The following is an 18,775-nucleotide window of genomic DNA, read 5'->3' on the forward strand; positions in this document are numbered from 1 at the left end:
AATGTCATCATCGGATACCAAAATGAAAAAGACAGATTTGCCCACTGTTTCTGACAGGCTGCTAAAAATTCTGATCGTTCTTGCTGTATTGGTTGCACTTCCGGATATTTTATCCCTGTTTGGAATCCTCTACGAAATGCACCCCTATACGACACTTGAAGAAATACCGGCATTCTATGGGTTATATGCTTTGGTTGCGTTCCTTACCTTGCTGGCAATAGCCAAATTCCTTCAACCTATTCTGAGGCGGGAGGAGAACTACTATGATTGAGGGCTTGAATCCGGGTATTATCCTGATCCTTGGTGCTTTACTTGTACCGCTTACCAGTGGTGTAATCCGCAATATTTATCTTCTTTTGTTGCCCATTCTCGGTCTCAGCCAAATGATCAGCCTCGGACTGGGTAGCTGGGGGGAAATCGAGGTTCTCGGCATTGCTTTGACCTTGACCAAAATTGATGCCTTCTCACGGGTGTTCGGACTGATTTTCCATATTGCGGCTTTTGCCGGAATTTTATATGCCCTGCACGTTCGTGATACCATCCAGCAGGTTGCAACCCTGCTTTATGCAGGCGCCTCAATCGCTGCAGTCTTCTCAGGTGATCTGATTTCACTGTTCTCCTATTGGGAGCTAACAGCGATTTCCTCAGTTTTCCTTATTTTTGCCAGCCGAACAGAACGTTCTTACAATGCCGGGATGCGTTACCTGCTTATTCAGGTGAGCAGCGGTGTCATACTGCTAGCGGGCGTAATTCTTTATTATGCCGATCAAGGTCATGTGAATTTTGGTGCTTTGGAGCTGGATAGCTTGGCCGCTTGGCTGTTCTTGATTGCATTTGGCATAAAAGCAGGCTTCCCGCTTCTCAATAACTGGATACAGGACGCCTACCCGCAAGCAACGGTTACCGGAACTGTCATTCTATCCGCCTTTACAACCAAATTGGCTATATACGCTCTGGCACGCAGTTTTGCCGGCGAAGATATTCTGCTTTGGATTGGGGCCATCATGGTCATTTTCCCGGTCTTTCACGCGACACTTGAAAATGACCTGCGCAAAACGATGGCTTATTCACTGAACAGTCAGCAAGGCTTTATGGTTATTGCAATCGGTATCGGCAGTGAACTGGCGCTGAACGGTGTGGCAGCGCATGCGACCATTAGTGTCCTATATACCTGCCTCGTCTTTATGGGCACAGGTGCCGTTCTTTACCGAAACGGAACTGCAAAAATTACGGAACTTGGCGCTGTCTACAAATCGATGCCAGTGACCACCTTTTTTGTAATTATCGGATCACTCACCATTATCGCGTTTCCTCTCACAGGGGCATTCGCGACAAAATCACTTATCTTGTCCGCCTCGCTGGATATGAAACTGGTTCTGTTATGGTGTGTCATGCTGTTTGGTGCGGTTGCTGTGATTGACAATGTGGGGCTCAAAATTCCAGCTCTTGGCTTTTTCAAAAAGGACGATGGCAGACGCACGAAAGAGGCGCCGTTTCATATGCTTGCTGCGATGGGATTATTGTCAGCCTGTGCCATTTGGATTGGATTATTTCCGGCGAAATTTTTCGCGTTATTGCCGTACGAAATGGACTATCACGTCTATACCGCAAGTCATGTAGTCACGCAGCTACAACTTATTATTTTTGCTGCATTGGGATTTGCTCTTGCCCTGCGTCTGGGCGTTTATCCCGCAATAAGCAATAGCAGCTATCTTGATACAGACTGGCTCTATCGTCGCTTAACCAAGAAATGGACGATAAAAATTTCAGAATGGGTGTCTCTTGTATGGGCCTTTGTGATTAAAACAGGTCTCAACCTCGTTGACCGCATAATCGAAATTTCCAGACAGACGCACGGTATTTCAGGAACAATGGGACGTGGATTTTCATCCGCTGTATCCGTTTTTCTGATCCTGTTTATCTTAAGCATCTTTACACTGATTTTTTACGGATCATAAGATGAACAGACTGGCACTAACATCGTTTGTCGGTTTGTTTCTGCTTGGTGTAGCAGGCTGCGCACCGCGCGCAACCGATGACACGGCCTCAATCAGCGATGTGGCAGCAAACACCAATATCAATAGCCGTATTCAGGAAGCGGATTATGTCCTGCTAGGAGAAAAGCACGACCATCCCTTGCATCACGAAATTCAGGCGAAACTGTTAAAACATCACTTGAAATCAGGTGATCTTGTCGTGTTCGAGATGTTAAATCGGGACCAGCAATCGGTTATTGATCAGTATCTGTCCGATCAGATCCCGTTTGAGGAACTCCCCCAAAAATTGCGCTGGGAACTTTCTGGATGGCCTGACTGGTCCTATTATGCGCCGCTTTTTGAAGCGGCCAAATCATCCTCTGCTAAAATACTCTATGGCAGTTACCCCAAAGCGGAACTGATGCAGGTTTCCAAGCAATCAGCGCCACATGAAAATCCGTTGTCAGATATGCAAATGGAAGATCTGGACAAGCAAATCCGGCAATCCCATTGTCAGATGCTACCGGAAAACATGGTCCGTCCGATGAGTAACATCCAGATTGTTAAAGATCGCCTCATGGCCGCGCAATTACAGAAGAAAGAAAAGAACGCCAAAGCTTTTCTGATTGCTGGGAATGGTCATATTCGCAAAGACCGTGGTGTCCCCTTACATCTTCAACAAAATGCCCAGTCAAATATCTTTGCTCTTGGCTTGATTGAAGAGCAGGCTGAACCCGCAGAATGGGAGCTATACTCCGAATATGATGCCATATGGGTTGTGGGTAGCCTTGGCAAAACGATGGAAGATTACTGCCAAAGCCTGAAAGAGCGCTTTGGCAATAAAAGCTCCTAAATTATTTTTTCAAATCTTTCGAGCGCATTTTCTTTTTGGGAACCCAGCGGGTAACGGACCGTCCATCAGCGGTAAAACGTACCTCTTGCGAAGCTGCCGGAGCCGCATCAAGATTGGAATGTCCGGCATTGTAAGGAGATCCGTCCGGAAACTTGCTGACAAGGCCACTGCCATTCAGCGCCTCCAGCCCACCCGGATAGCGCCCGCCATCTCACCGACCAGTACTTCTGAATTTCGGCCTCGTTTGCGGGCATTTTTCAAGGCAATATCAGCTTCCAACAGTTTTTCAAGTCCGTCATCGCCCATTTCAACAAATGCTTCCCAGACACCCAGAAGAACCTCTTCCACCTGAGTTGAAGGTGCAACTGATTCCGTAATATTTACCCCATGCTCAAGCGCCAGGAACAAATCAGGTTCGATGGGGCCAACTTCGGTCGCCAGAAATGTTGCTGGCATCAGTTTGGCTTTTTTGTGCTCCGCTGCGTAAATGGCTTGCAGAAGATAGACAAGTTGCATCAGACTAGATGGCTCAAGGGCGATTTCCTCTTCAGCGGCTTTTGTTTCCAGCCAACTGACGATGTCAAAGGTTGATCGAATTGCAGGTCTCATGCATCTATTCCCAAATTATCTTATTAACCATCAATAAAGCTTAATGGTTAACCCCCAATTAACTTAAACTGAAGGCACTATTTTAAAATTGTGCCTTACAATTGGGATAGCGGGCGCATATCTCTTGCAGAGCGGTCAAGACATCCGCTAGAGTTTCAAAAAAGTAATAACACTGTGCGAGGTAGCAAATATGGAAATGAGCGGCGAAGAGCTGATTAACGCTCCAAAGTCTGTCGTTTGGGATGCGTTGAATGATCCCGAGATTTTAAAGCAGGCTATCCCCGGCTGTGAAAGCGTTGAAAAAGAGAGCGATACCGATTTTTCAGCGACCGTAAAGGTTAAGGTCGGTCCGGTAAAAGCGACTTTTAAAGGTCAGGTAACCTTGAGCAATATAGATGCACCTAACGGATATACAATTACTGGCGAAGGCAAAGGTGGTGCCGCCGGTTTTGGTAAAGGCGGTGCAGATATCAAACTAACAGAGGCAGACGGCGGCACCTTACTGTCCTATGATGTCAAGGCATCAGTCGGGGGTAAAATGGCGCAAATCGGTTCGCGATTGATAGATAGCACCGCCAAGAAACTCGCATCGGAGTTTTTCGCAACCTTCAATGAACTTGTCAGCAGCAAAAGTGACGGGGCATCAACCGAGCAAACTTCGGCGCCAGCGGGTGAAGAAGAAATTATTACCGCAGCGGAAGTTATCGAAAATCCGGACGTGGCCGAACCAACACATGTGGACACACCTGAAAAATCATTATTTCAAAAACCGGGATTTCTTGTCGCTGCCGGCATCCTGATAGTTGCAGTCCTGTATTATCTGTCACAGTCAGGTGGGGCGAACTGAAGATTTCATATTTCTTTATCTTGACCGGACGGTCAAAGAAGACAAAACTAAAATAAGGGTCCACTGGAAAAATTCAGTGGATTTAAGGGGCAAAACAAAACCGGCAGTGGCAAAACACTGCCACGTCTGACTAGGGAGGAAACTACATGACATCCGTTTCAATGACGGTAAATGGCAAAAGTGTAACGGCGGACGTCGCACCAAATACACTTCTTGTCCAATTTATTCGTGAAAACCTTCGCCTGACTGGCACACATGTGGGTTGTGACACCAGCCAATGCGGTGCATGCACCGTCCATGTGAATGGCGATAGCGTGAAGTCCTGTACCATGCTGGCCGTTCAGGCTGATGGTGCTGAAGTGACCACAATTGAAGGGCTTGCAAATGGTGCCGACCTTCATCCAATGCAAGAAGCCTTTAAGGAAAACCATGGGCTGCAATGCGGCTTTTGTACTCCGGGCATGATTATGAGCGCTGTAGATCTGGTCAAGCGCAACCCCAACCCGTCTGAAGAGACAATTCGTAAGGAGCTGGAAGGCAACATCTGTCGCTGTACTGGCTACCACAATATTGTCAAATCCGTGAAACAGGCATCGGAGAATATGGGAGGGTGATAAATGTCAGTAGAAAATGGAATTGGAGCTTCTGTTAAACGTAAAGAAGACCAACGCTTTATTACAGGTAACGGCAATTACCTCGACGATATTAACAAAGCTGGGCAGACCTACGGATATTTTCTAAGGTCACCTCACGCATTTGCCAAAATTAAAGGGATTAACCTTGACGCAGCGAAAGCAGCGCCCGGTGTTGTCGACATCTTTACAGGCGCGGATATGGCTGCAGACGGTGTTGGCGGCCTGATTTGTGGCTGGGGGATCACCAGCAAAGATGGAACCCCTCATGCGGCCCCTCCTCATCCATGTCTTGCAACTGATACCGTCAAGCATGTTGGTGACCAGGTTGCTTTTGTAGTCGCGGAAACGCTTCAGCAAGCCAAAGACGCAGCAGAATTAATTGAAGTAGATTACGAAGAGCTGACACCTGTAACAGACATTCAAAAAGCTCTAGAGCCCGGTGCTCCTCAAATTCATGAAGAAGCCGCTGGAAACCTTTGTTATGACTGGGAATTGGGTGACAAAGAAGCAGTTAATGCAGCCTTTTCCAATGCGCATCACATCACAAAAATGGATCTGATAAACAACCGTCTGGCGCCAAATCCGATGGAGCCAGAGCAGCGCTTGGCGAATATGATGCAGGCACAGGTGAATATACTCTGTATACGACAAGTCAAAACCCACATGTTGCTCGTTTGATCCTGTCGGCTTTTGTTGCTATTGCACCTGAACATAAATTACGTGTCATCGCTCCCGACGTTGGGGGAGGTTTTGGCAGTAAAATCTTTGTGTATGCAGAAGAAACCACAACCATCTGGGCCGCGAAACGCGTCGGGCGTCCTATCAAATGGACCGCGGATCGCTCAGAAGCATTCCTAACGGATGCCCACGGGCGTGATCATGCAACCCATGCAGAAATGGCTTTCGATGCAGATGGACATATTCTGGGGTTCAGAGTCTCAACCAAGGCGAATATGGGCGCCTATCTGTCCACATTCGCCTCAGCAGTACCAACCTATCTGTATGCAACATTGCTCAATGGGCAATATAAAATGCCATGCATTTACGCTGAGGTGATGGCGGGTTTCACCAACACGACTCCCGTAGACGCATATCGCGGAGCTGGTCGCCCTGAAGCCACATATGTGGTGGAGCGGATGATGGAGCGGGCTGCGCGGGATATGAATATGGATCCAACAGAACTCCGGATGAAAAACTTCATTTCACCTGATGCGTATCCATATGAAACTCCGGTCATCATGACCTATGATTCCGGTGATTACCCACTCACCATGAACACCGCCAAGAAGATGATCGACTATGATGGTTTTCAGGCGCGAAAAGCAGAATCCGCTTCCCGTGGTAAACTCCGCGGTATTGGGTCCGCCGCCTATATTGAGGCATGTGGTATCGCGCCATCTGCTGCAGTTGGCTCTCTTGGGGCAGGCGTTGGCCTTTGGGAAAGCGCGGAGGTCCGCTTCAACCCAACAGGCTCAGTTACAGTCTTTACCGGAAGCCACAGCCACGGTCAGGGTCATGAAACCACGTTTGCTCAATTGATCGCCGACAAGCTTGGTGTTCCATTTGATCAGGTAGAGGTGGTGCATGGCGATACCACAAAAGTACCGTTTGGTATGGGAACCTATGGGTCCCGTTCACTTGCCGTTGGCGGTTCAGCAATCGTCAAGGCGGCGGACAAGATCGTCGAAAAGGCGAAGAAAATCGCTGCTCACCTCATGGAAGCCTCGGCTGATGATATTGAGCATTCTCATGGCGTCTTTTCTATCGCTGGCACTGACAAACAAATGACAATTGGTGAAATTGCATTTGCAGCCTATGTGCCGCACAACTACCCCGAAGATCTGGAGCCGGGACTAGCTGAAAATGCTTTTTATGATCCTCTGAACTTTACATTCCCAGCCGGAACCCACATCGCAGAAGTGGAAATTGATCCGGATACCGGGATCGTTGATATTGTGGATTGGGCAGCGGCCGATGACTTTGGCAACATCATCAATCCGATGATTGTGGAAGGTCAGGTTCATGGCGGTGTAGCTCAAGGCATTGGACAGGCGCTGCTTGAAGGAGTTGTCTACGATGATACCAGCGGCCAGTTACTGACCGGGTCCTATATGGATTACTGCATGCCACGTGCAGACGATCTGCCAAGTTTCAAGGTAGAAGCGACCAATACCCCCTGCCCCAGTAATCCGCTGGGCGTGAAGGGTTGTGGTGAAGCCGGAGCCATTGCAGCCCCAGCGGCACTCATGAATGCGATTACCGACGCACTTGGAAAAGAAATAGACATGCCTGCAACACCGGAAAAAGTGTGGCAAGCGGCGCAAAGCGCCTGATAGGGAGAAAAATAAAATGTATTCATTCGAATATGAACGCCCAAAAGGGATCAGCGAAGCAGTTGGTGCTGTCGGCGAGGATGACAAGTTTCTCGCTGGTGGCCAATCATTCCTGCCAACTTTGAAATTACGCCTCGCCCAGGTTGACAAACTGGTTGATCTTGGCAGCATTGCAGAGCTTAAAGGAATTACTGTAAGCGGAAATGAAGTCAGTATCGGCGCCATGACAACCCATGCGACGGTTGCAAGTTCCGCGGATGTAAAATCATCCATTCCGGCGCTTGCTCATCTGGCAGCGCATATCGGCGATGCACAAGTGCGTAACCGAGGCACTATTGGGGGATCAATTGCCAATAATGATCCGGCCGCAGACTACCCATCCGCTTTGGTTGCGTTAGGGGCAACTGTTCACACGAACAATCGTACAATTGCAGCTGAAGACTTTTTCGTGGACCTGTTTGAAACTGCGTTGGAAGAAGGTGAACTGATCACCAAGGTGACATTTCCAATTGCAGAGAAAGCTGGCTACGCCAAGTTTCCAAATCCGGCATCCCGGTTTGCACTTGTCGGTGTCTTTGTTGCGAAAACCGCGTCTGGTGTCCGGGTTGCTGTCACTGGCGCGGGTCCATCTGTCTTCCGTCAAGGAGACATGGAAGCAGCACTTGATAGCAATTTTTCACCGGATGCCGTCAAGGGGATTAAGACTGACGCAAGCGGTCTGAACTCGGATATTCATGCTTCAGCGGAATATCGGGCGCACCTGATTTCAGTTATGGCTTCGCGGGCAGTTGCGGCCGCCTCCTAAGCCTGAACATCAGACCTTTTTGGGGGAAGCCTATCGCTTCCCCCACTTTTATGACTTCCGTTACAGGTGATTGGGGCGATCATTGTCGCGGAAACTTTGATCCTGTATTATTGCCATTTAAACAGACGAGTATTCATTTCATGAGCGCGACTGCCCCGAATCTAAATTCCATCGATGATGTTCAGGACCTGTTGATATCAGCCAATTATGTCGCAGACAGAAGTCTTGCAACGGTGCTGTACCTGTCACTGAAAATGGGGCGTCCCCTATTTCTTGAAGGCGAAGCTGGAGTGGGCAAGACAGAAATTGCTAAAGTACTCGCAAATCAGCTCAATCGCCCTTTAATCCGTCTACAATGTTATGAGGGTCTGGATGTATCCTCGGCCGTTTATGAATGGAATTACGCTCGCCAAATGATTGAAATCCGCATGGCGGAAGCGGCCCATGATGTTGATCGAAAAGCTTTGGGCGCAAATATTTTTTCTGAAGACTTTCTCATAAAACGTCCGATTATGCAGGCACTCGAAAATACTGAGGTGGGCGCTCCGGTATTATTGATTGATGAGTTGGACAGAACCGACGAACCATTCGAGGCTTATCTGCTCGAAGTTTTATCTGATTTTCAGGTTACTATTCCTGAGATGGGGACAATTAAAGCTGCAGAGCCCCCTATTGTAATTATCACCTCGAACAGAACCCGTGAAATTCATGACGCCCTGAAGAGGAGATGCCTGTACCACTGGGTGGATTATCCAAGTGCCGAACGGGAAAAAGACATCATTTCTCGAAAACTGCCGAATGCAGACAAGCGTCTCTCCGATCAGATTGTAGCATTTGTCCAAAAACTGCGCGAAGACCCTTCTCTATTCAAGCTGCCGGGGGTTGCGGAAAGCCTTGATTGGACAAATGCACTGACAGAGTTAAATGTTGTGTCTCTCGATCCGGATGTCATCAATGATACACTAGGTGTATTGCTGAAATATCAAGATGATATCAGTAAGATACAGGGCCACGTAGCCGCAGAACTGATTTCGCAAATCAACGCGGAAATTGGGGATCGCAGTGACTGAGAAAGGTAATTCCAATAGAACAGTGACGGCCCCACCCGGAACATTCGCGGAAAATATTATCCATTTTGGCCGCACCTTGCGACGCGCTGGTTTACCTGTTGGTCCCGGCAAGGTGCTTGAGGCCATTAAAGCCGTGGAATGCGCGGGTCTTGAGCGGCGCGATGATTTTTATTGGACATTACACAGCATATTCGTCAATCGCCATGATCAATGGGCCCTCTTTGATCAGGCATTCCACATATTTTGGAAAAACCCTGACATCTTGAAAAAGATGATGGATATGATGCTGCCCACCACCTTTCTCGATCAGGTCAACAGTGATGCGGATGAGATTTCCAAAAGATTGTCTCAGGCCCTTGCTCCGGATGAAGCCCCATCATCTGATACGGAAACAGAAAAAGAGGAAATCGAGATCAACGCCGAACTGACAACCTCCTCCAATGAATTGCTTCAAACCAAAGATTTTGAGGATATGAGTGTCGAGGAAGCAGAAGAGGCAAAGAAGGCAATAAAGAGCCTTAAATTACCAATTCGCGACGTGAAAACCAGGCGATTAAAGCCTACCGGACGTAAAGAACGTGTTGATATGCGCCGGACACTTCGTGCATCGCAGCGCGCTGGCGGAGCCTCAATAGCGCTGAAATTCAAGGCGCCCGTGAAAAAGCATCCCCCACTTGTTATTCTGTGTGATATTTCAGGCTCCATGTCCCAGTATAGCAGAATGCTGTTGCATTTTATTCATGCACTTACGAACGATCGCGACCGGGTTCATACATTTGTTTTCGGAACGCGCCTTACAAATATTACTCGGGTTATGCGCTATAAAGATGTCGACGAAACTCTAAACGAGCTTGGCGAAAAAGTTGAAGATTGGTCAGGTGGAACCCGAATTGGCAGCACGATTTCAGATTTCAATAAAAACTGGTCAAGGCGTGTCCTCGGTCAGGGTGCCGTGGTTTTATTTATTTCCGATGGCCTCGACCGCGATGAGGCTGACGGATTAGATGTAGAGATGGACAGACTTCATAAATCCTGCAGGCAGCTCATATGGCTCAACCCTCTGCTACGCTATGACGGATTTGAGCCCAAGGCCAGAGGCATAAAAGCAATCCTGCCTCATGTTGATATTTTCAAATCCGTTCATAACTTAAAGAGTCTGCAAGACTTGGCCGATGTCCTGTCCGCCCCTGAAAATTCAGGTAACTCCATAAGAAGGCTTGCCGCATGAAAATCGATCTTGATAAAGCCGCAAAAGATGACGTAATCGCCCATGCAATTGACTGGAAGTCTGCCGGTAAAAAAGTCGCAATTGCGACAGTGATTCAAACATGGGGATCTGCCCCTCGCCCAGTTGGTAGCCAGCTTGCCATTGATGAGAGCGGAAATATGACCGGCTCAGTCAGTGGCGGATGTGTTGAAGGAGCTGTCATTCAGGAAGCTTTACAGATCATGGATACAAACGAGCATAAAATTCTGGAATTTGGTGTTTCAGATGACCAGGCTTGGGAGGTCGGTCTGGCTTGCGGCGGAAAAATTCGCGTACTGGTCGAGCGATTAAATTGAGGCGGTCATGAAACTTGAACAAATTCAAGAGCTGCAAATAGCCCGCTCTCAAAAGAAACAGGTAGCATTGGCAACCAACCTGACAAGCGGTGAGAGCAGTATCCTCTATCCATTTGATACAAATGATAAAAGTCAACTGGTTGACGCAGCAAGGCGAGCCCTAATTCAAGACAGGCCAACAGAAATCGAAACAGAAGATGGGCCGGTTTTTATCAATATATTTAACCCACCACTGCGCATGCTGATTGTAGGGGCTGTTCATATCGCCCAGAAATTATCGGAAATGGCGGCAAGCACGGGGTATGATGTCACCGTGATAGACCCGAGAAGCAGTTTCGCATCCGAATTTCGCTTTCCCAATGTTAAAATGGACACCCGCTGGCCAGATGAGGCGTTACCGGAGCATGCTGCTGATCGGCGTACTGCCATTGTGACGCTAACACATGATGCGAAACTGGATGATCCTGCCCTTGAATATGCACTCAATTCCAACGCTTTTTATATCGGTGCTTTGGGCAGCACACGAACCCGCGCCAAAAGACAGGAACGCCTTGAGCAAAAAGGATTTAATGTCGATCAGATATCACGAATTCATGGTCCCGTCGGCCTTGATATTGGCGCCCAGTCCCCCGCAGAAATCGCCATTTCAATCATGGCTGAGGTCACGCAAGTACTCCGTAAAGGCAAAGCAGCATGATTTTTGGACGGCTGGAGGTAACTAAAGCAGAGGGCGCCATTCTGGCGCACGCTGTGGATATGGGTGAATCTGGCCTACTGAAAAAAGGGACAATTCTGTCACAGGACATGATTTTAACTTTAAAGGATCATGGCATAACGCAAGTCCTTGCCGCACGTCTTGAGAATGAAGATATGGGCGAAGATCAGGCTGCCCATGAAATTTCGGCTGTCCTTGCGGGTCCTAACTGTAGCGCAGAAGCCCCTTTTACAGGCAGATCCAACCTTATTTCCAATGCGTCCGGTGTCGTCAGAATAAACCGGGATTTATTAAATAAAATCAACAATATAAATGCTGATATTACAGTCGCGACTCTAAAAGATATGGATGCTGTTGAAGCGGGCCAAATGATCGCGACGGTCAAGATCATCCCCTTTGCCACCAAATCAGATAATGTCAAATCCGTTATTGGGTACACGGAACTGGCGTCACAAAAACTGATCAGTGTCGCGCCGTTTAAAAAGAAAAAAATTGGGGTTATCTCAACTCTTCTTCCCCATACTCCCGAGAAAATACTCAAAAAATCTGAAAAGGTTTTGGAAGATCGCCTGAATAGCTGTGCGAACAGCATTAGCCATAGGGTTCAGACAATTCATCATGAAGAGGATCTAAGGAACGAAATTCAGGAAATGAAAGCAAAGGGTTGCGACCTTATTCTGATATTTGGTGCATCAGCGATTACTGACGTTCGCGATGTCATTCCAACCGCCCTTTGTCAAGCAGGGGGAAAGGTCCTGCATTTTGGTATGCCGGTTGATCCGGGAAATCTTTTGTTATTAGGATCTTTGGACGATACGGTGGTTATCGGCCTACCGGGATGTACAAGATCCCCCAAACTAAATGGCTTTGACTGGGTACTGCAGCGTATTCTGGCCGACATACCAGTTGAGGCAACCGATATCATGAATATGGGTGAAGGCGGACTGTTAAAAGAAATCAGCAGCAGACCACAACCGCGGGAAAGCCGAAAAACAACCGGCTCGCGACAGCCGGAAATTGCCGCTTTGTTGCTGGCAGCGGGTCGCTCACGGAGAATGGGTCCACAAAACAAACTGTTGGCGTTAATCAATGATACCCCAATGGTCAGACATGTGGCGCAAACCCTGATGCACAGCGATTTGAATGAAGTTCTGATGGTCACTGGTCACGAAGCTGAAGAAGTTTTGAAAACCGTCTGGGACCTTAATATACCCAGCGTACAAAATCCCAATTATTCTAAAGGCTTATCTACTTCACTGAAAGTAGGATTTGAAATACTTAAAGACAGGTCCGACGGCATTCTTGTCTGCCTGGGCGATATGCCATTTGTCTCAGAGCAGACAATCCAGAAGTTGATTGCGAAATTTGACCCGGCAAATGGCAAATCTATCGTTATTCCAACAACAAATGGAAAACGCGGAAATCCTGTCCTTATTTCCACACAATATTGGCCAGAGATTAAAAACATTGCTGGAGATATGGGCGCGAAAGCACTTATTTCGGCGAATGATCATGCGGTTGAAACAGTTGAAATTGACAGCCGTGAAATATTTATGGATATAGATACGCCTGATGTTCTCGCAACCGTCACAGATGCGAAGAAGAGTTCAGACAATAGTGAGTAAGTCGTGATCGAAGAATTATACCAAAAAAACCTTATGCGTCTTGCTGCAAACGCGACGGGATCACAAAAACTGGAAAATCCGCACTTCACGGAAACACTGGATAATCCGACCTGTGGTGATCGTATTACCCTCCAGGTAAAGCTGGAAGATGGCAGGATCACTGAACTGTCGCAAGATAACAGATCCTGCCTGTTATGTCAGGCTTCTGCTTCACTGCTCGCAGAAAATGCCGTGGGTCTGACAGCTGAGGATCTGCATAAAGTGATTGCTCAAATTCACAAGATCCTGAACGGCGAAGAAGAGCACGCAGAAACACCATGGGAGAAACTGGAATATTTCACACCCGTTCACGCCCATAAAAGCCGTCATCTTTGTGTTTTACTTCCCTTCCACGCCTTGAAAAAAATCCTCCAACAGGAATCTGCAGATGCACCGTAGAGTTATAACAAAAGCCCCAAAAGGGGTAACAATCCCCTCACCTTGTACCGGTGTCTGCACAATGGACATGAAAAACGAATATTGTATTGGCTGTTTTCGTACCCGTCTGGAAATTGGTGGCTGGATGCACCTGGGCAATGATGAAAAACTGAAAATCATCAAGGAACTGCGCGGCAGACGGGAAAAAGCGAAAGAAAGCTGAGCTCTTTCCATCCCCCTTTTATTCGGTCATTCAATTGGCTAGGGAATTCAAATCAGTCCACAGAATTTCTGCATCTGGCGCGTTCGTGATACGCATCACATACTTATCTTCATCGATCTTTAATATATAGGTTCGATATATATCGAGTGTGTATATGGTAATCGAGGGCGCTACCTCTCCTTAGTTAATACTGGAAACCTGATGGATGTTAGAACCCTGTGTCTGGGGATCCTTACTTTTGGCGATGCCACTGGCTATGAAATAAAGAAGGCGTTTGAAGACCGTCTTGGTCTTCTCTATGACGCCAGTTTTGGCTCAATCTATCCCGCCCTGAACAAGCTAACAGAACAGGGATTGATTTCCTGTCGGGAGGAAAGTCAGGACCATAGACCTGATAAAAAGGTGTATTCAGTCACTCAGGAAGGTCAGCTTGAATTTATCAAGCATCTGCAACGCAAACCAAAAGCAGATAAGTATCGCTCAGACACACTTGCGACGATGATGTTTGCCCATCTGCTTTCACCGGGAAAAGTCGCCACACTCTTGGATAATTATATCGAAACATGTGAGGAAAATATTGCAACGCTGTCTGAGGGTTGCGATATGAAATCTTCGCTTTCTGAAAAATTTTTATGTGGTTTTGGAATTGCGGTTAAAACGGCGTCCATAAACTATATCCGCGAAAACAGACATTTAATCGAAGCTGAGTCTCTGCTGGCTGACAGCGCCGCAGAGTAATGAGTTAAAATACCTTAGGGAAGAGGTGCCAAGTGAACCGCTCTATATTTATTGCAATCCTGATCGCGGTAGGCGTAACAGGATGGATTTTATCCGGCCAGTTTGAAGCAGATGGCGATGGCACTTCCGAAGCAGCACCAACGGCCGATGCGGCCAAAACACCCACGCAGGAAATTGCTGCCCCAAAAGCGGAAAAGAAAGTACCTCTGGTTCAGGTCGCTGTTCGAACTTTCAACGGAGAGCAGAAATCTGAACCTGTTGTTGTTCGCGGAACAACAGAAGCCATTCGTATGGTGGAGATAAAGGCCGAAACTCCCGGGCGTGTGTCAGAAATACTGGTCGAACGTGGTGATCGGGTGAAAAAAGGGGATGTGCTTGTTAAATTTGCTGTGAAAGACCGCAAAGCTCAACTTGCTGAAGCTGAAGCCCTCGTCCGCCAGAGGCAGATTGAATATGACGCCGCCAAATCACTGAATAAAAAGGGCTTTAGTGCCAAAACAACACTCGCTGGCACCAAAGCGTTGCTCGACAGTGCATTGGCTCAAGCGGAATCCGTTCGAATTAAGCTGGAGGATCTGGTGATCCGGGCTCCCTTTGATGGATATATCGAAGATCGGGCTGCGGAACTGGGCGCCTTTATCAAAGACGGAAATGTAGTCGCGACACTCGTTGATGAAAACCCAATCCTTATCGTTGGGCAGATATCCGAACTAAATGTCAATAAAATCAAAGTCGGTGATGAAGGATATGCCAAACTGATCACTGGTGAAGAAGTCTCTGGTAAAGTCCGATTCATTTCAAAAACTGCAGATCCATCAACCCGCACATTCCGAGTTGAACTTCTCATTAAAAATGATGAATTTCGCATTCGCTCTGGCGTGACGGCAGAAACAACATTCATGACTGACCAGATAATGGCACATTTTATCTCCCCGGCCATTCTGACGTTAAATGAAGCTGGCGTGCTTGGCGTTCGCTCCGTTGATGAAAATGATGTGGTGCAGTTTCATCCGGTACAGGTCCTTTCCGATACCAGCGAAGGAACATGGATAACCGGGCTTCCGAAACAAATTAATCTGATCACTGTTGGTCAGGAATTCGTCAAGGATGGTGAAAAAGTGCTGCCTCAGAAACTGACCGCAGGAGTGCAGTAATGAATGCAATTATCGATGCAGCCATCCACCGTTCGCGAACGGTAATCAGTGCGCTCATACTCATCCTTGTTGCTGGTTTTACCGCCTATGTGGACATTGCCAAAGAGGCTGATCCCGATGTAAATATCCCGATTATTTATGTGTCCATGACGCATGAGGGAATTTCCCCGGAAGACGCAGAAAGGCTTCTGGTCCGGCCCATGGAAGTGGAATTGCGCGGGATTGAGGGCGTGAAGGAAATGCGCTCAACCGCTGGCGAGGGACATGCATCCGTATTAATGGAGTTTGAAGCCGGTTTCGATGCGGATACGGCACTGGATGATGTCCGCGAAAAGGTCGACATTGCCAAAAAAGAACTTCCTGAGGAAACAGATGATCCAAGCGTTCATGAAGTGAATGTGGGTTTGTTCCCTGTTCTTGTGGTAACGCTGTCGGGTGATATTCCCATGCGTTCGATGATCCGAATTGCCAAAGATCTTCAAGACGATATCGAAGGGCTACCGGGGGTTCTGGCGGCTGATATTGGGGGGGATCGCGAAGAAGTTCTTGAAGTGATCATCGACCCTGTAAAACTAGAAAGCTACAAAATCTCTAATGCCGAACTGATTAATGCCGTTCAGCTTAACAACAAACTGGTGGCGGCGGGCTCGATGGATACCGGCAAAGGCCGTTTCTCCATCAAAGTGCCGGGCCTTTTTGAAAGTGCAAAGGACGTTTTTTCAATCCCGCTTAAAGTAAATGGAGACGCGGTCGTCACCCTTGGTGATGTCACAAGCATCAGAAGAACTTTCAAAGATGCTGACAGTTTTGCGCGCCTTGATGGCAAACCAGCCGTCGTTCTTGAGATAAAAAAACGCCTTGGTGAAAACATCATCGACACGATTGAGGATGTGAAAAACCTGGTCGCTGAGGAGCAGAAAATCTGGCCGGAAGGACTTGAAGTAACCTTCAGTCAGGACAAATCCAAAGACATCCGCACCATGCTCAAGGACTTGCAAAACAACATCATCAGCGCCATTATTCTGGTGATGATTGTTGTGATCAGTGCCCTTGGTATGCGAACTGCGGGTCTAGTCGGTCTTTCAATTCCCGGCTCTTTCCTGATCGGTATTCTGTATCTGTACCTATTTGGCTTTACGATTAACATTGTTGTCCTTTTCGGACTGATCCTTGCGGTTGGCATGCTTGTTGACGGTGCGATCGTTGTTACCGAATTTGCTGACCGTAAAATGGCGGAAGGTTATGACAAGGTTGAAGCCTACGGATTGGCTGCCAAAAGGATGGCATGGCCAATTATTGCCTCAACCGCGACAACACTTGCCGTATTCATGCCACTCTTGTTCTGGCCGGGTGTGGTTGGGGAGTTCATGAAATTCCTGCCCATCACGCTGATCACCACATTGACCGGCTCCCTGTTGATGGCCCTGATTTTTGTTCCAACCCTCGGATCAGTTTTTGGAAAAGCCGGTTCTGCCAACTCCAAAACTCTGGCGGCGCTTGCTGCAGCCGAAACGGGAGATGTTCGCGATATTGGTGGCTTCACAGGACGCTATGTGCGGGTGCTGTCTTTCTGTCTGCGTCATCCAGCCAAAATTGTGCTTGTAGCCGTAGCGGCATTAATAGGCGTACAGATGTATTACGCAACTCATGGTAATGGGGTCGAGTTTTTCCCTGATGTTGAACCTGAAATGGCACTTGTTCACGTTCATGCACGCGGAAATATGTCAACGCTCGAAAAAGATGAGCTGGTTCAGGCCGTTGAGCGCGAAGTTCTGAAACTGGATGATTTCTCCTCTGTCTATTCGAAGACGGGAGGCGCGGCAGACGGTCAGGATATTGCCGAAGACGTCATTGGGGTTATGCAACTTGAATTCAAGGACTGGTTTGAGCGTCGCCCAGCAGATGTCGTGTTTGAAGACATCCGGGCGCGAACCGCTCATATCGCCGGTATTACAGTTGAAACTCGTGAACCTGATGCAGGCCCGCCGACAGGTAAAGATGTCCAGATTGAACTTTCTTCGCGTTTTCCGGAAAACTGGAACCTGAGATTGCCAAAATCCGCGAATATCTTGAGAAAAATGTCGATGGACTGATTGATCTTGAAGATAGCCGCGCCATTCCCGGCATCGCATGGGAAATTGTCGTGGACAGAACTCAGGCTGGTAAATATGGCGCTGATGTCACCACGGTTGGTAAAACCATTCAGCTTGTAACCAATGGCATTAAAGCGCATGAATACAGGCCTGCTGAAGTGGATGATGAAGTAGAAATTCGGGTTCGTTATCCAGAAAGTTATCGAAGCCTTGAACAGCTTGATAATCTGCGTGTCAGTACTGACAAGGGAATGGTTCCATTATCCAACTTTGCAGTCCGCACCCCAGAGCAGAAAGTGGGAACAATCAAGCGAGTGGACTCTCGCCGGGTGATGACCATTAAAGCCAATGTAAAACCAGGTATTCTGGTTGATACAAAGGTGAAGGAAATCGAAGAATGGATCAAAAGCGAAGCAAATATTGATCCAGCGGTATCTTATCGGTTTAAAGGTGAGGATGAAGAGCAGAAAAAGGCCCAAGCCTTTTTGGGTAAAGCATTTGGCGTTGCCCTCTTCATGATGGCAATCATCCTGGTCACACAATTCAACAGCTTTTACCACGCCTTTTTGATCCTAACTGCCGTTATTATGTCCACAATCGGGGTCTTCGTCGGCCTGATCGTAACCGGCCAGCCATTTGGTATTGTGATGACCGGGATCGGTGTGATTTCACTGGCGGGTATCGTTGTGAATAACAATATTGTTCTGATCGATACCTTCGCTCACCTGCGAAAACAGGGAATGAATGCTATGGAAGCGGTACTGAGAACAGGTGCGCAACGTTTGCGTCCGGTCATGCTGACTACGATTACGACAATCTGTGGCCTGCTGCCAATGACATTGCAAATGAACATCGACTTCATTACCCGTGAGGTTCAGATGGGCGCTCCCTCCTCACAATGGTGGGTTCAATTGTCAACCGCTGTTGCCTTTGGACTGTCCTTTGCAACATTGCTGACACTCATCGTCACGCCTAGCCTGTTGATGATTGGTGCAAATGTTGGCAGTTTTTTCGAACGTCGCAAAGACAGAAAAAAGCAGAAAAAATTGAATGTATCCATTAAAGGGTCAACAGCAACTCCTGCTGAATAAAGAAAAAGGCGGCTCAACTGGCCGCCTT

General features: G+C 47.7%; 18 protein-coding genes and 1 pseudogene. 18 read left to right on the forward strand and 1 reads right to left on the reverse strand.

The features are described from left to right. Position 1: 1 nt before the first annotated feature. The 3 genes from JCM23214_RS11925 to JCM23214_RS11935 are packed head-to-tail and all read left to right on the forward strand — an operon-like array spanning position 2 to position 2,829. Entirely contained in the window at positions 2-271 is a 270-nt protein-coding gene (locus tag JCM23214_RS11925; RefSeq protein ID WP_025899139.1) for a hypothetical protein, read from the forward strand. After that, the gene (locus JCM23214_RS11930; protein WP_025899140.1) at positions 264-1,958 is read left to right on the forward strand and encodes a Na(+)/H(+) antiporter subunit D; all 1,695 of its coding nucleotides are present in this window, start codon (positions 264-266) and stop codon (positions 1,956-1,958) included. The genes JCM23214_RS11925 and JCM23214_RS11930 overlap by 8 nt, the downstream gene beginning before the upstream one ends. A 1-nt stretch (position 1,959) precedes the next feature. Then, a complete protein-coding gene (locus tag JCM23214_RS11935; protein ID WP_025899141.1) occupies positions 1,960-2,829 on the forward strand; it encodes a ChaN family lipoprotein in 870 nt (289 codons plus the stop codon). 174 nt (positions 2,830-3,003) lie between these two features. On the opposite strand, the gene JCM23214_RS22520 is transcribed toward JCM23214_RS11935, so the two are convergent. Beyond that, positions 3,004-3,438: a hypothetical protein gene (locus tag JCM23214_RS22520; protein WP_025899142.1), complete on the reverse strand. Its 435-nt coding sequence runs from the start codon at positions 3,436-3,438 to the stop codon at positions 3,004-3,006. A 190-nt stretch (positions 3,439-3,628) separates the two neighbouring features. Here JCM23214_RS22520 and JCM23214_RS11945 point away from each other — a divergent pair, with 190 nt between their 5' ends. From JCM23214_RS11945 to JCM23214_RS26280, 15 genes and pseudogenes are all read left to right on the forward strand, one after another. Continuing rightward, positions 3,629-4,285 carry an SRPBCC family protein gene (locus JCM23214_RS11945; RefSeq protein WP_025899143.1) on the forward strand — a complete coding sequence of 219 codons (657 nt, stop codon included), beginning with the start codon at positions 3,629-3,631 and terminating at the stop codon, positions 4,283-4,285. A gap of 146 nt (positions 4,286-4,431) precedes the next feature. Then, positions 4,432-4,899: a (2Fe-2S)-binding protein gene (locus JCM23214_RS11950; protein WP_025899144.1), complete on the forward strand. Its 468-nt coding sequence runs from the start codon at positions 4,432-4,434 to the stop codon at positions 4,897-4,899. Between the two features lie 3 nt (positions 4,900-4,902). Then, positions 4,903-7,253 (forward strand): annotated as a pseudogene (locus tag JCM23214_RS20505) (xanthine dehydrogenase family protein molybdopterin-binding subunit). 16 nt (positions 7,254-7,269) lie between these two features. After that, positions 7,270-8,058, forward strand: coding sequence for an FAD binding domain-containing protein (locus JCM23214_RS11960; protein WP_025899145.1), 789 nt, complete (start codon positions 7,270-7,272; stop codon positions 8,056-8,058). A gap of 140 nt (positions 8,059-8,198) precedes the next feature. Beyond that, complete coding sequence (locus tag JCM23214_RS11965) at positions 8,199-9,128, forward strand: AAA family ATPase (RefSeq protein ID WP_025899146.1); 930 nt, start codon at positions 8,199-8,201, stop codon at positions 9,126-9,128. After that, positions 9,121-10,356 (forward strand): vWA domain-containing protein, encoded by a 1,236-nt coding sequence (locus JCM23214_RS20510; RefSeq protein WP_199899549.1) that lies wholly within the window; start codon positions 9,121-9,123, stop codon positions 10,354-10,356. Before JCM23214_RS11965 ends, JCM23214_RS20510 begins: the two co-directional genes overlap by 8 nt. Next, on the forward strand, positions 10,353-10,691 hold the full coding sequence (locus JCM23214_RS20515) for an XdhC family protein (RefSeq protein WP_037493272.1): 339 nt from the start codon (positions 10,353-10,355) through the stop codon (positions 10,689-10,691). Before JCM23214_RS20510 ends, JCM23214_RS20515 begins: the two co-directional genes overlap by 4 nt. A gap of 7 nt (positions 10,692-10,698) precedes the next feature. Beyond that, positions 10,699-11,388: an XdhC family protein gene (locus JCM23214_RS11980; protein WP_025899148.1), complete on the forward strand. Its 690-nt coding sequence runs from the start codon at positions 10,699-10,701 to the stop codon at positions 11,386-11,388. Further along, the gene (locus tag JCM23214_RS11985; protein ID WP_025899149.1) at positions 11,385-13,031 is read left to right on the forward strand and encodes an NTP transferase domain-containing protein; all 1,647 of its coding nucleotides are present in this window, start codon (positions 11,385-11,387) and stop codon (positions 13,029-13,031) included. The genes JCM23214_RS11980 and JCM23214_RS11985 overlap by 4 nt, the downstream gene beginning before the upstream one ends. A 3-nt stretch (positions 13,032-13,034) precedes the next feature. Further along, positions 13,035-13,469, forward strand: coding sequence for an iron-sulfur cluster assembly scaffold protein (locus JCM23214_RS11990; RefSeq protein ID WP_025899150.1), 435 nt, complete (start codon positions 13,035-13,037; stop codon positions 13,467-13,469). Further along, a complete protein-coding gene (locus tag JCM23214_RS11995; protein ID WP_025899151.1) occupies positions 13,459-13,671 on the forward strand; it encodes a DUF1289 domain-containing protein in 213 nt (70 codons plus the stop codon). The genes JCM23214_RS11990 and JCM23214_RS11995 overlap by 11 nt, the downstream gene beginning before the upstream one ends. 201 nt (positions 13,672-13,872) lie before the next feature. After that, the gene (locus JCM23214_RS12000) at positions 13,873-14,409 is read left to right on the forward strand and encodes a PadR family transcriptional regulator (RefSeq protein ID WP_025899152.1); all 537 of its coding nucleotides are present in this window, start codon (positions 13,873-13,875) and stop codon (positions 14,407-14,409) included. 32 nt (positions 14,410-14,441) lie between these two features. Continuing rightward, the gene (locus JCM23214_RS12005) at positions 14,442-15,563 is read left to right on the forward strand and encodes an efflux RND transporter periplasmic adaptor subunit (RefSeq protein WP_025899153.1); all 1,122 of its coding nucleotides are present in this window, start codon (positions 14,442-14,444) and stop codon (positions 15,561-15,563) included. Then, on the forward strand, positions 15,563-17,656 hold the full coding sequence (locus JCM23214_RS20520) for an efflux RND transporter permease subunit (protein WP_304945145.1): 2,094 nt from the start codon (positions 15,563-15,565) through the stop codon (positions 17,654-17,656). Before JCM23214_RS12005 ends, JCM23214_RS20520 begins: the two co-directional genes overlap by 1 nt. After that, entirely contained in the window at positions 17,656-18,747 is a 1,092-nt protein-coding gene (locus JCM23214_RS26280) for an efflux RND transporter permease subunit (protein ID WP_304945147.1), read from the forward strand. The genes JCM23214_RS20520 and JCM23214_RS26280 overlap by 1 nt, the downstream gene beginning before the upstream one ends. Positions 18,748-18,775 lie beyond the last annotated feature (28 nt).

The organism is Sneathiella glossodoripedis JCM 23214 (assembly GCF_000616095.1).
In the GTDB taxonomy this organism is placed as follows: Bacteria; Pseudomonadota; Alphaproteobacteria; order Sneathiellales; family Sneathiellaceae; genus Sneathiella; species Sneathiella glossodoripedis.